We start from the raw sequence: 12,549 nt of genomic DNA on the forward strand, positions 1-12,549 counted from the left end.
TGGGCCGGCCCATCCCGAAGGGGGTGCGGCCGGCTGGATCCCAGGCTGTAAAATCGATATGGTGAGCTCCCCCGATCTGACCCCTGAGGAAATCCAGGCCTGCCTCAAGGTCCTGAATACCATCCATGCCTATGACGAGGAGCACCCGGACTATGTTTCGGTGCGGCGCGCCACCGGGAAAATGTTCAAAGCCGTCAAACGGCACCGCAGGGTAGCCAAGCGCGACCTGATCTCCGAGGCGGACCGGGCAGTGATCGCCCGGACGGCAACCGCCGCGCCGGACCGGATCGACGACGAGACCCGCGGGAACAAGCTCGCCACCTCAGCCACCGGCAAGGTTGCCGGGCACCTGATTCGCTCCCGCCCGTGCTACATCTGCAAGCAGCATTACACCCAGGTTGACGCCTTCTACCATCAGCTATGCCCGGAGTGCGCTGCCTTCAGCCACACCAAGCGGGATGCCCGGACCGACCTGACCGGCCGCCGCGCGCTCCTGACCGGAGGGCGGGCCAAAATCGGGATGTATATCGCGCTTCGACTGCTCCGCGACGGCGCCCACGCCACCATCACCACCCGCTTCCCCAAGGATGCCGCCCGCAGGTTCGCCGCCATGGAGGACAGCGGCGAATGGCTGCACCGGCTCCGGATCGTGGGCATCGACCTCCGCGACCCCGCCCAGGTCATGGCCCTCACGGACTCGCTCAATGAGGCAGGCCCGCTGGACATCATCATCAACAACGCGGCGCAGACGGTCCGCCGTTCCGGCAATGCCTACAAACCGTTGGTGGACGCCGAGGACGAACCGCTTCCGGCGGCGCTGGAGCAGGCCAACGGCGGTCCGGAACTGGTGACGTTCGGCCACGCCCATGACAAGCACCCCCTGGCGCTGGCCAGCAGCGTGACGGAACACCCGGTCCTCGCCGGGGACGCCATCACGTCGCTGGCGCTGTCCACGGGATCGGCCTCGCTGGAGCGCATCGCATCAGGAACTGCCATCGACGCCGGCGGGCTGGTACCGGACCTGGCCACCATCAACAGCTGGACCCAGGTGGTGGACGAGGTGGATCCGCTGGAGATGCTCGAGGTGCAGCTCTGCAACGTAACCGCGCCCTTCCTGCTGGTGAGCCGGATGCGGGGAGCCATGAAGCGATCCACCGCCCGCCGCAAATACATCGTCAACGTGTCCGCCATGGAAGGCCAGTTCTCCCGCGCCTACAAGGGTCCGGGCCACCCGCATACCAACATGGCCAAGGCGGCATTGAACATGATGACGCGCACCAGCGCCCAGGAGATGCTGGACAGCGACGGCATCCTGATGACCGCCGTGGACACCGGCTGGATTACCGACGAGCGTCCCCACTTCACCAAGGTCAGGCTCATGGAAGAAGGCTTCCACGCGCCCCTGGACCTGGTGGATGGTGCCGCCCGCGTCTACGATCCGATCGTCATGGGGGAGAACGGGGAGGACCAGTACGGCGTGTTCCTCAAGGACTACAAACCCAGCCCCTGGTGAGGGTAAGCTCGCGGCATGAGTGCCGAACCCGTATCTGACGTCAAGGATCTTGAACACCATGAGTGCTGGGCCGCGCTCCGGACAGTGTCTGTCGGCCGGCTGGCGGTGCTGGTGGCGGGACGCCCGGACATCTTCCCCGTCAACTACACGGTTGACCGGGGCACCCTGGTGTTCCGCACCAGCGAAGGCACCAAGCTTTCCGGCGCGTCGGAGGACGCACCGGTGGCGCTGGAGGCGGACGGCGTGGATCCCAATACGGGGCTGGCGTGGAGCGTGGTGGTGAAGGGCACGGCCGCCGTCGTCACCGGCACGGAGCAGGTTTTGGAAACCACCCAGCTCTTCCTCTTCCCCTGGCAGGCAGGCAAAAAGGACATCTTCGTCCGGATCACGCCGGACTCCATCACCGGCCGCCGCTTCAAGGTGACGGAGCCCGTGACCTGGTGGACCCAGCTCAGCGGCGCTGTGAGGACCGCCCAGGAGTAAAGGCCCCGGCCGGTCAGGCGAGCTGGGTGATCTCCACGCTGACGCTCAGGGCCGAACCGCCCCCGCCGGAGAGAATGCCCTTCAGCGGCGGCACATCGCGGTAGTCCCTGCCCCGGGCTACCGTCACGTGGAAGTCGCCGGCCGGCTTGTGGTTGGTGGGGTCCCAGCTGCGCCAGTCGCCGTCCCACCACTCCAGCCACGCATGCGATTGCCCGGCCACGGTCTCGCCGATGCCGGCGCTTGAGCGGGGGTGCAGGTAACCGGAGACGTACCGCGCAGGGATGCCGCAGCTGCGCAGCGCACCGATGGCCAGGTGGGCCAGGTCCTGGCACACGCCCTGCCGCTGGCCCCAGGCCTCTTCCGCATTGGTGGTGACCGCGGTGGAACCGGACATATAGGTCATTTCGCCGCGCATCCACTCGAACACTGCCATGGCGGCCTCGTGCGGGTTCTTCCCGGCCACGACTCCCGGGATGATGCCCAGGACTTCGTCTCCGGGCCCGCTCAGCCTGGACTGGGGAAGCCAGTCGCTGAAGGTGTTGAGCGTCTCGGGTGAGGCCAGGACATCCCAGCCGGCAATGTCCGACTCCGAGGGTATCTTTTCGGCCCGGTGGACCTCCACCGTGATGTTGGAAACCACTTCAAGGTGCTCGTGCGGCATCTGCATGTCGAAGGCAGTAACCCTGGTGCCCCAGTAGTCCCGGTAGGTGCTCACGGCAGCCTGCGACGGCGAAACCTTGACCACGGACTCCAGCACCACCTGCTGGGAATCCGTCAGCGGCGTCATGCGGGCCTCGTTGTAGGACAGCGTGACCCGCTTGTTGTACTTGTAGGCCGTCTTGTGGACGATGCTCAGCCGGGTCATGAAACTTCTCCCACCCAGGCCAGTTCATCCGCCTGATTGAAGTACTTACGGGAAATGGCGTCCGAGGCCTGGGACACGGCTTTCTGCACGCGCTCCATGTGCTCGGGCAGCTCGGACATGAGGTCATCCGTCCGGTGGAACTCGAGGAACGTCCGCGCCTGCCCCACAATGCGCCGCGCGTCATTGATGAACCCCACCCGCTGGGCGGACGGATCGAGTTTTGCCAGGCATTCGTCGGCGTCCCGCAGGGCATACACGATGGACCGCGGGAAGAGGCGGTCCAGCAGCAGGAACTCGGCAGCGTGCTGGTCCCCGAAAGCGGCCCGGCGGGTCCGCAGGAAGGACTCGTACGCCCCGGCGCACCGGAGCATGTTGACCCATGACATGCCGGCGGACAGCACGTCCCGGGTGGAGAGCATGCGGGCCGTCATGTCCGCCCGTTCCAGGGAGCGGCCCAGCACAAGGAAGAGCCAGCTTTCGTCGTGGCTGACGGTGGTGTCCGCCAGGCCGCTGACCATGGCAGTCCGTTCCAGGGTCCAGTTGCAGAACCGGTAGGTTCCCACAACGTCCTTGCGGTGCTGGCTCAGCCCGTAATACGTGGTGTTCAGGCTCTCCCAGAGCCCTGAGGAGACAGTCTCCCGGGCGCGCCGGGCGTTCTCCCGCGCCGCCCCGAGGGAACCGGCGATGGAGGTGGCGCTGGTTTTGTCATAGGCAAGTGCGTGGAGCAGTTCGGGCAGCCCGAAGTCCTCGCTCTGCGGCCTGGCTCCCATAACAGCCAGGAGTTCCTGTGCCACACTCTTGCGTTCCTCCATGGGGAGGTGGTTGAGGCGCTCCAGGTGGACGTCAAGGATCCGGGCGGTGCCGTCCGCCCGCTCCACGTAGCGGCCGATCCAGAAAAGGGACTCGGCAATACGGCTAAGCATTCGCGGCTACCTCCTGCGTGCCCGAAACTGGAAAAGGAACTGCCCGGGCTACGGCCCGGCTCACTGCTGCTGCTCCGACTGGCGGTCCCGCCAGTTGCTCTCCACAGGCCACACGGATACGCGCTCCCGGACGGAGATGGACGGCCGCGGCACTGTTTCCACCGGCACCTGGGGGGAATCGGCCAGGACCCAGGTGTCCTTGGACCCGCCGCCCTGGCTGGAATTCACAATCAGGGAGCCCTCCTTGAGAGCCACGCGGGTCAGGCCGCCCGGGAGCACCCAGACGTTGTCGCCGTCGTTGACGGCAAACGGCCGAAGGTCCACGTGGCGGGGGCCGAACTTGTCACCGCTCAAGGTGGGAACCGTGGAAAGCTGCAGCACCGGCTGGGCGATCCAGCCGCGGGGATCAGCGATGATCCGCTGGCGGAGCGCGTCCAGTTCGTCCTTGGAGGCATCCGGGCCGATGACCAGCCCCTTGCCGCCGGAACCGTCCACGGGCTTGACCACGAGTTCGGCCAGGTTGTCCAGGGTGTACTCCCGGGATTCCTTCTCCTCCAGGCGGTATGTGTCCACGTTGGCGATGACGGGTTCCTCGCTGAGGTAGTAGCGGATGAGGTCAGGGACGTAACTGTAGACCAGTTTGTCGTCCGCGACGCCGTTGCCCACGGCGTTGGCAATGGTGACCCCGCCGGCCCTGGCTGCGTTGACCAGGCCGGGGCAGCCGAGCATGGAGTCGGCCCGGAACTGCAGGGGGTCAAGGAAATCGTCGTCGATCCGCTTGTAGATGACATCCACTCGCTGCTCGCCCGCCGTGGTGCGCATGTATACGCGGTTGCCGCGGCAGATGAGGTCTCGCCCCTCCACCAGCTCAACGCCCATCAGGCCGGCAAGCAGGGTGTGCTCAAAGTAGGCGCTGTTGAACACGCCGGGGGTCAGGACGACGACGGTGGGATCGTCCACGCCGGACGGAGCGGTCTTCCGCAGGGCAGAGAGCAGGCGCCGCGGGTACTCCTCGACAGGCCGGATGAGCTGCTGGCCGAAAGCCTCCGGCAAGCCCTTCGCCATGGCCCGGCGGTTCTCCAGGACGTAGCTTACGCCGGAGGGAACGCGGACGTTGTCCTCCAGCACGCGGAAGGTTCCGGCGGCATCACGGACAACGTCGATGCCCGAGATGTGGACCCGGACGCCGCCGGCCGGTTCGAAGCCATGGACCTGCCGGTGGAAGTGCGCGCTGGTGGTGACCAGCTGCCGCGGGATCACCCCGTCAGCCACGACGGTCATCTTGTCGTACACGTCGTTGAGGAACGCCTCCAGGGCGCGTACGCGCTGGGCTACCCCGCGCTCCAGCACATCCCACTCCCCGGCAGGAATGACCCGAGGAACGATGTCCAGCGGGAACGGGCGCTCCTCCCCCGCGAAGTCAAATGTCACGCCGCGGTCCAGGAAGGTGCGCGCCATCGAGTCGGCGCGCGCGCTGACATCGGCCAGGGAGAGCTTGCGAAGGGCGTCCGCCACCTGCCCGTACGAGTCACGGGCCTGTTGCCCGGGGGCGAACATCTCGTCGTAGGCCCCGGACCGGCCGGCGGCCACGGAGTAATCCTGGAATAGGTCTGACATGTCCAATAGCCAACCATCTTTTTGTTTCGAATTCATTACTGCCATCCATTGTGGCGTGTTGGCGCAGGTCCCCCTATTCGTGCATTCCGCCCCTCTTCCGGCACAGTAGGTGAGTGCCCGTCCGTAGATCCTTCCGCAACCCGGGGCCGGGACTGCCCGGCCGGCCGGAGAGGCTGCTCCCCGGCCTGGCTACAGCGGCAGTCGCGCTGGCCGCCGCGTTCCTGGTCCATTGGCTGGTGCCCGTGCTGCCGGCCATGACGCTGGCAGTGGCCCTGGGCGTCCTCGCCGCGAACCTGCCGGCGGCCGGAGCCTGGACAGCCGGCAGGGCCCGGCCCGGACTGGACTTCGCCGGGAAACATCTTATGCGCGGCGGAATCGTCCTGCTGGGCCTAAAGGTCAGCATCACCGACGTGCTGGGACTGGGCTGGCTGTCCCTGGTCCTGATCGTCGGCGTCGTGGCGGCGAGCTTCGGCGGGACATATGCCATCTCCCGGCTCTTCCGGCTGCCGCCGGTGACCTCGCTCCTGGTGGCCACCGGGTTCTCGATCTGCGGTGCTTCGGCCATCGGCGCCATCGCCGCCGTCCGCCGGATCCGGCACGTGGACACCGTCCTGCCGGTGGCCCTCGTGACGCTCTGCGGAACCCTTGCCATCGGCGTCCTTCCCCTGCTGGTTCATCCCCTTCGGCTCAGCGCGCCCGTCTTCGGCGCCTGGACAGGCGCATCGGTGCACGACGTCGGCCAGGTGGTGGCCACGGCGCAAACGGCCGGGACAGCGGCACTGGGCATCGCCGTCGTGGTTAAGCTCACCCGGGTGCTCCTGCTGGCGCCGGTCTCAGCAATAGCCGGCGCGCACCACCGTTTTGCGCCCCGGCCGGCTGCTCCCGGGGACGGCGGGAACGCCAAACTGCCGCCGGTGGTGCCGCTTTTCGTCCTGGGTTTCATGGGCATGGTGGGGCTCCGTTCCACCGGCTGGCTGGCGCCGGGATGGCTGGAGGCAGCGGGCGCTCTGCAGGACATCCTGCTCGGCGCCGCGCTGTTCGGGCTGGGGTCCGCTGTCCGGATGCGGACGCTCCTGCACACCGGCGGGCGGGCACTTCTGGCGGCCCTCGCGTCGTGGTTCCTGATTGCGGTCCTGGGACTTGCGGCAGCCCTGCTGATCGCCGCCTGATTCCGGTCATTCATCCCGTGATTAGATAGCTGGGTGTCACATGAGAATCTGCAGCGCGACGAAGCGGCCGGACGTTCAGCCTTGATCAGCACTACCAGTTACGACGTTTCGCTGGACGTGCGGCAGGCTGCGGATCCGGACATCGCCGGCTATCCAACCCGCAGCATCATCACCTTCACCGCCGCCGGGTCCGGGGCATCAACGTTCCTGGACTTCATCGGCGAGGTCCACGGCGTTGTCCTGAACGGCAGGGAACTCCGCGTTGAGGACGTGGCGGACGGGGCCAGGATCCGGCTGGACAACCTGCAGCCCCGCAACCGCGTGGCAGTGACCGGGACTGCCCTGTACAGCCGCTCCGGTGAAGGCATGCACCGGTTTGTTGATCCTGCCGACGGGCAGTGCTACCTCTACACGCAGTACGAGCCCGCAGACGCACGCCGGGTCTTCGCCAACTTCGAGCAGCCCGACCTCAAAGCCACCTACACCTTCCACGTGACGGCCCCCGCCGGCTGGCACGTCGCATCCAACGGCGCCGAGGTCGACCGGACCATCCTTCCCGACGACCCCGCCTCGGCGCGCTGGGACTTCGCGGCCACGGAGCCGATGTCCACGTACGTCACCACCGTGCTGGCCGGCCCCTACTTCAAGGCGCAGGACCGCTGGCAGGGAACCCTCGATGACGGAACCTCCCTGGATGTGCCGCTCGCCCTCTACTGCCGCGCCTCCATGGCGCACTCCTTCGACACGGACGAACTCTTCCGGCTCACCAAAGACGGCCTGGACTTCTTCAACCGGCTCTTCGACTACCCCTACCCGTGGGGCAAGTACGACCAGGCCTTCGTGCCGGAGTACAACCTCGGCGCCATGGAGAACCCGGGCCTGGTCACGTTCACCGAAAGCTACGTCTTCACCTCGCGCGCCACCGATGCCCAGTACCAGGGGCGGGCCAACACGCTGATGCACGAGATGGCGCACATGTGGTTCGGCGACCTGGTGACCATGCAGTGGTGGGATGACCTGTGGCTCAAGGAATCCTTTGCCGACTACATGGGAACCCTGGGCGTGGACCAGGCCACGGACTGGGACACCGCCTGGGTGAACTTCGCCAACAAGCGCAAGGCGTGGGCCTACCTCCAGGACCAGCTGCCCACCACGCACCCGATCGTGGCGGACATCCCGGACCTCGAGGCCGCCAAGCAGAATTTCGACGGCATCACCTACGCCAAGGGCGCCTCGGTGCTGAAGCAGCTGGTGGCCTACGTCGGGTTCGAGGCGTTCATCAGCGGTTCCCGCGGGTACTTCCGCAAACACGCCTACGGCAACACAACGCTTGACGACCTGCTGGCCGCATTGAGTGCCTCCTCCGGACGGGACCTGGCCGGCTGGGCGCAGCAGTGGCTGCAGACCTCGGGCATCTCCACGCTGTCGCTGGAGATTGTCCCGGCGGCGGACGACGACGGTGTGCTGGACAGGGCGGCCATCGTCCAGGCAGCCACGGACCCGGTCACGGGACGGGAGGAGCTGCGGCCGCACCGGCTCCGCGTCGGCTCCTACAACTTCGACGCCGACGGGGCCCTGGTGCGGACCGGGATGTTCGAGACGGACGTGACCGGCGGGCGGACCGAACTTCCCCAGCTGGCCGGCAAGCCCCGGCCTGCGCTCCTGCTCGTTAATGACGAGGACCTCACGTACGCCAAAGTCCGGCTTGATCGGTCGTCCGAAGCCACGGTCCTTTCCGCCCTGGACCGGCTCGCCGACCCGATGGCCCGGGCGCTGTGCTGGACGGCGCTCTGGAATTCAGCCCGCGACGGCGAAAGCCCGGCATCACGTTACGTCGAGGCGGTCGCCGCGTTCGCACCTGCCGAAACCGGCATCGGCGTACTGCTGAATGTCCTCGAGAACGCCTGCACCGCCGTCGAACGCTACACGCCGGCACCCGTCCGGAACGCCGTACGGTCATCCTTCCTGGCGGCCGCAGTTTCCGAACTGGATGCAGCCCGGCCCGGCTCGGACCATCAGCTGGCCTGGGCGAGGACCGTGGCCACCCTCAGCCGGCACGATGACGCCATGGCGTCCCGGCTGCGCGCCCTCCTGGACGGCACCGCCGAGGTGGCCGGACTGGCAGTGGACGCCGAACTGCGCTGGCACTTCTGGCACGCCCTGGCAGCACAAGGCCGGGCAACGGTGGAAGAACTTGACGCCGAACTCGCCCGGGACACCACGGCCTCCGGACGCGCCGGGCATGCCACAGCGATCGCCGCCCGTCCTGGCAAGGACGTGAAGGCAGCGGCCTGGACGGCGGCGGTGCACGGGCATGAGCTTTCCAACCAGCTCCTGAGCGCCACCATCAGCGGGTTCATCACGTCGCCCGCGGGGCTGCTGGAGCCTTACGTCGAGCCGTATTTCGAGTGCCTGCGCGGCGTGTGGGAGAGCCGCAGCATAGAGATCGCCGGCCGGATCGTCCGGGGGCTGTATCCCCTGGCACAGGACCTGGCGGAGGGTTCGGCGCCGGCGGAGCATCCGGTCATCCTGCGCACTGACAAGTGGCTGGCGGACAACGGAGACGCTCCCCGCGCCCTGCGGCGCATCATCGTGGAGCAGCGCAGCCACCTGCTGCGGGCGCTCAACGCACAGGCCGCCGTCGTGAATTCACCATCGGCTGCTCCCCACCCGTGCCCTCGCCTCGCAAGCTCGGCCAGGGAACCCCATGGGTGTGGGCCCACGTAACTGTCGTTTCGCCGGTGAAAACGGCAGGTACGGAGCAATGGATGGGCTCACGGGACGCGGTGCAGCCAGTCTGCCGTGCCGAACTTGCTGCCTACGCGTTCCCGGGCCGTGCCAAGTTCGGCCTCGGTCAGCTCTGAAGGCGTTGCGCCGTACCGGTCCGCGAAAACGTCCGCCATGGCGGCGATGATGGCGGTACGGGCCAGGCCGGTCTGGCGCCGGAGCGGGTCCACCCGCTTCTTGGCGCTGCGGGTGCCCTTGTCCGAGAGCTTCTCCTTGCCGATCCGCAGCACGTCGACCATCTTGTCGGCGTCGATGTCGTAGCTCATGGTCACGTGGTGCAGCATGCCGCCGTTGGCGAGGCGTTTCTGCGCGGCCCCGCCGATCTTTCCCTGGTCCGTGGCGATGTCGTTCAGCGGTACATAGAAAGCGTTGATGCCGAGTTTTTCCAGTGCCGCCATGACCCACGCATCCAGGAACGGATAGGAGTCGGCAAAGCTGATGCCGTCAACCAGGGTCTGCGGCAGGTAGAGGGAGTAGGTGATGCAGTTGCCTGCCTCCATAAACATTGCTCCCCCGCCGCTGATGCGCCGGACCACTGTGATGCCGTGTTTCTCCACGCCGGCGGGGTCCACCTCGTTGCGGACCGACTGGAAGCTGCCGATGACCACTGACGGCTCCTGCCAGTCCCAGAAACGGAGCGTGGGGTTGCGGCGGCCCGCGCCGACCTCCTCCGTGAGGACCTCGTCGAGGGCAACATTGATTTGCGTGGGCAGGACGGTGGGTGCGATGACGTTCCACTGGTGGTCCGCCCACGAGGTCGCCTTGGCCAGGGCGCGGCGGACGGTGACGGCGACGGCGTCCGCGGAGAAGCCGAACAGGGCTGCCCCGGCCGGCAGCGAAGATGAGACGACGGCGGCAAGCTCGGCCACCGTCGTCGTGTCAGGCAGTCCGGTCAACCCGCGGTTGATGTCGAGGAGTGCCTCGTCCGGCTCAAGGAAGAAATCGCCGCTGACGCTCACATTGGCCAGCCTGCCGCCAATGACGTCCAGGTCAACCACCACGAGCTTGCCGCCGGGCACCTTATATTCACCATGCAGGCGGGCGGCGGAAGGATGCTCTGGAACAGGTGTGCCGGTCATGCTTCCATCCTGCCGCAGAAGCGGCGCACCAAGTAATACGGTGCCGGAACGCGGAAAGTCCGCACCGGTTGCCGGTGCGGACTTTCCCAAAGAACCTTGCGGAAGTATGTTACTTCTTGCCGCCGAAGCCCTTGAAGCGTGCGTTGAAGCGCTCGACGCGGCCTGCGGAGTCCATGATGCGCTGCTTGCCCGTGTAGAACGGGTGGGACTCGGAGGAGATTTCGACGTCGATGACCGGGTAGGTGTTGCCGTCTTCCCACTCGATGGTCTTTGAGGAAGAAACGGTGGACTTGGTCAGGAACTTCGTGCCGGAAGCCAGGTCGTTGAAAACAACAGCTTCGTACTTCGGGTGGATATCAGACTTCATAATGGGACCTTTGTTCGCACAACTGGATTTTGCCAGCTGCCAGGTATGAATGGGATAGCCGTGTCCTGTGCCGTGAAGCTCAGGGCAGCCAGCTATCAATCATAGCGGATAACCATGGTGCCCGCGAACGGCGGGCACGGCCTGGTGCCGGGGGCGCAGCTCCCAGAACGCCACCGCCGATGCGGCCGCAACATTCAGGGAATCCACGCCGTTGCGCATGGGTATCTTGACGGCGAGGTCGACGGCGGCGAGCGTCGCGGCGCTCATTCCGGCACCTTCGGTGCCAAGCACCAGGGCGAGCTTTTCCGGATTCCGGGCAGCCACCGCGTCCACGTCCTCCGCGTCCCTGGTGAGCTCCAGCGCCGCAACCGTGAAGCCGTGTTCCTTGAGCAGGTACAGGTCCTGCGGCCAGCTGGTGAGCCGGGCCCACGGAACCTGGAAGACAGTGCCCATGCTCACCCGGACGCTGCGGCGGTAGAGCGGATCACCGCAGCGCGGCGAAACCAGGACGGCGTCGATGTCCAAGGCGGCTGCCGACCGGAAGATGGCGCCCACGTTGGTGTGGTCCACAATGTCCTCAAGGACGGCCACCCTCCGCGCTCCGGCCAGCAGCTCCGGCAGCGGCACCGGCTCCGGGCGCTGCATCGCCGCCATGGCACCGCGGTGAAGGTGGAAACCGGTGATCTCCTCCAGCAGGGCGGCGCTGCCGATGAAGGCGGGGACCTGCGGATGCGCGGCCAGGACGTCCTGGAGGTCGTCCAGCCACTTCTCCGCGAGGAAAAAGGACCGCGGCTGGTGTCCGGCTGCCAGCGCCCGGCGCAGCACGCGGGAGGACTCGGCAATGTACATGCCTTCAGCCGGTTCCCTGAGCTTGCGCAGGTGCACGTCCGTGAGCTGCGTGTAGTCGGAGACACGGGGGTCCGCGGCGGATTCGAGATAGTGGATTGTCACCGGGTGATTATTTCAGCAGATTCGCGATCATGAATCCCAGTGCCACCAGGCCCAGGACCAGGATCACGGCCCGCAGCACGGCGGGCGGGAGCCGGCGGCCCACCTTGGCCCCGATAAGACCGCCGATGCTGGAGCTCAGGGCAATCAGCAGCACCACGAGCCAATTGATCCGGTCGAACGCGAAAAGCACGTAGGACACGGCGGCCACCAGGTTCACGCCAAGGACCAGGATGTTCTTCATGGCATTGGCGTTCTGGATGGTGCCCGTCAGGAAGACCCCCAGGATGCCCACCAGCAGGATCCCCTGCGCCGCGACGAAGTAGCCGCCGTATACGCCGGCGAGGTAGACCAGCAGCACCAGGAGGATGCCATGCCCTTTGTCCCGCACCGCGTGTTCCGGGTTCTCCTCCCGGGTGCGCACCCAGACTTGCAGGCGGGGCTGGAAGACCACCATCAGGAGGGCCAGGACGATGAGGACGGGCGCAACGTAGTGGAACACCTCTTCGGGGAGGTGAAGGAGCAGCCAGGCGCCGGAGATGCCGCCAAGGAGCGACGCCGGCAGGAGCCTCATCAACTGCCGGCCGCGGCCCTTCAGTTCCCTGCGGTAGCCGAAGGCTCCGGCAGCACCGCCGGCCACCAGGCCCATGGCATTGCTCATCGAGGCCACCACGGGAGTGATTCCCAGTGCAATGAGCACGGGGAACGTCACAAGGGTGCCGGAACCCACCACGGCGTTGATGGTGCCGGCCCAGAGGCCGGCGATGGACACAAAGATGCTGCTGAGGAGATCCAAGG

At 66.7% G+C, this 12,549-nt stretch carries 11 protein-coding genes; 4 read left to right on the forward strand and 7 right to left on the reverse strand.

Going from position 1 to position 12,549, the window contains the following annotated elements; all coding sequences use genetic code 11:
• The first annotated feature begins 61 nt into the window (after window positions 1-61).
• Both Q9R30_RS09560 and Q9R30_RS09565 read left to right on the forward strand, forming a co-directional pair.
• Window positions 62-1,513 (forward strand): SDR family NAD(P)-dependent oxidoreductase, encoded by a 1,452-nt coding sequence (locus tag Q9R30_RS09560; RefSeq protein ID WP_311217439.1) that lies wholly within the window; start codon window positions 62-64, stop codon window positions 1,511-1,513.
• A 15-nt stretch (window positions 1,514-1,528) separates the two neighbouring features.
• The gene (locus Q9R30_RS09565; protein WP_311217440.1) at window positions 1,529-1,996 is read left to right on the forward strand and encodes a pyridoxamine 5'-phosphate oxidase family protein; all 468 of its coding nucleotides are present in this window, start codon (window positions 1,529-1,531) and stop codon (window positions 1,994-1,996) included.
• Window positions 1,997-2,009: 13 nt separating this feature from the next.
• Here the strand turns inward: Q9R30_RS09565 and Q9R30_RS09570 are convergent, their stop codons facing one another.
• Genes Q9R30_RS09570 through Q9R30_RS09580 form a run of 3 tightly spaced genes read right to left on the reverse strand, consistent with a single transcriptional unit; the run spans window position 2,010 to window position 5,401 of the window.
• Window positions 2,010-2,861: a transglutaminase family protein gene (locus tag Q9R30_RS09570; RefSeq protein ID WP_104997944.1), complete on the reverse strand. Its 852-nt coding sequence runs from the start codon at window positions 2,859-2,861 to the stop codon at window positions 2,010-2,012.
• Complete coding sequence (locus Q9R30_RS09575; RefSeq protein WP_013600945.1) at window positions 2,858-3,784, reverse strand: alpha-E domain-containing protein; 927 nt, start codon at window positions 3,782-3,784, stop codon at window positions 2,858-2,860. Before Q9R30_RS09575 ends, Q9R30_RS09570 begins: the two co-directional genes overlap by 4 nt.
• A 60-nt stretch (window positions 3,785-3,844) precedes the next feature.
• A complete protein-coding gene (locus Q9R30_RS09580) occupies window positions 3,845-5,401 on the reverse strand; it encodes a circularly permuted type 2 ATP-grasp protein (protein ID WP_311217441.1) in 1,557 nt (518 codons plus the stop codon).
• 113 nt (window positions 5,402-5,514) lie between these two features.
• On the opposite strand from Q9R30_RS09580, the gene Q9R30_RS09585 reads away from it, so the two are divergent.
• Together Q9R30_RS09585 and pepN are read left to right on the forward strand one after the other, a co-directional pair.
• On the forward strand, window positions 5,515-6,570 hold the full coding sequence (locus Q9R30_RS09585) for a YeiH family protein (RefSeq protein WP_396136715.1): 1,056 nt from the start codon (window positions 5,515-5,517) through the stop codon (window positions 6,568-6,570).
• A 33-nt stretch (window positions 6,571-6,603) separates the two neighbouring features.
• The gene (gene pepN, locus Q9R30_RS09590) at window positions 6,604-9,297 is read left to right on the forward strand and encodes an aminopeptidase N (protein ID WP_311217442.1); all 2,694 of its coding nucleotides are present in this window, start codon (window positions 6,604-6,606) and stop codon (window positions 9,295-9,297) included.
• A gap of 47 nt (window positions 9,298-9,344) precedes the next feature.
• Here pepN and Q9R30_RS09595 read toward each other — a convergent pair whose 3' ends face one another.
• The 4 genes from Q9R30_RS09595 to Q9R30_RS09610 all read right to left on the reverse strand — a co-directional run bounded on the left by Q9R30_RS09595 (window position 9,345) and on the right by Q9R30_RS09610 (window position 12,547).
• Window positions 9,345-10,436, reverse strand: coding sequence for a biotin/lipoate A/B protein ligase family protein (locus Q9R30_RS09595; RefSeq protein ID WP_311217443.1), 1,092 nt, complete (start codon window positions 10,434-10,436; stop codon window positions 9,345-9,347).
• Window positions 10,437-10,545: 109 nt separating this feature from the next.
• Window positions 10,546-10,803: a type B 50S ribosomal protein L31 gene (locus tag Q9R30_RS09600; RefSeq protein WP_066275740.1), complete on the reverse strand. Its 258-nt coding sequence runs from the start codon at window positions 10,801-10,803 to the stop codon at window positions 10,546-10,548.
• 99 nt (window positions 10,804-10,902) lie between these two features.
• On the reverse strand, window positions 10,903-11,754 hold the full coding sequence (locus Q9R30_RS09605) for an RNA methyltransferase (protein ID WP_311217444.1): 852 nt from the start codon (window positions 11,752-11,754) through the stop codon (window positions 10,903-10,905).
• A 7-nt stretch (window positions 11,755-11,761) separates the two neighbouring features.
• Complete coding sequence (locus Q9R30_RS09610) at window positions 11,762-12,547, reverse strand: sulfite exporter TauE/SafE family protein (protein ID WP_311217445.1); 786 nt, start codon at window positions 12,545-12,547, stop codon at window positions 11,762-11,764.
• Window positions 12,548-12,549 lie beyond the last annotated feature (2 nt).

The organism is Arthrobacter sp. AB6, from assembly GCF_031844545.1.
GTDB lineage: Bacteria > Actinomycetota > Actinomycetes > Actinomycetales > Micrococcaceae > Arthrobacter.

Excerpts from the sequence above, each read along its gene's own strand:
- Q9R30_RS09600 (WP_066275740.1), bottom strand. The coding sequence starts at position 10,803 with ATGAAGTCTGATATCCACCCGAAGTACGAAGCTGTTGTTTTCAACGAC.
- Q9R30_RS09575 (WP_013600945.1), bottom strand. The coding sequence starts at position 3,784 with ATGCTTAGCCGTATTGCCGAGTCCCTTTTCTGGATCGGCCGCTACGTG.
- Q9R30_RS09570 (WP_104997944.1), bottom strand. The coding sequence starts at position 2,861 with ATGACCCGGCTGAGCATCGTCCACAAGACGGCCTACAAGTACAACAAG.
- Q9R30_RS09565 (WP_311217440.1), top strand. The coding sequence starts at position 1,529 with ATGAGTGCCGAACCCGTATCTGACGTCAAGGATCTTGAACACCATGAG.
- Q9R30_RS09580 (WP_311217441.1), bottom strand. The coding sequence starts at position 5,401 with ATGTCAGACCTATTCCAGGATTACTCCGTGGCCGCCGGCCGGTCCGGG.
- Q9R30_RS09595 (WP_311217443.1), bottom strand. The coding sequence starts at position 10,436 with ATGACCGGCACACCTGTTCCAGAGCATCCTTCCGCCGCCCGCCTGCAT.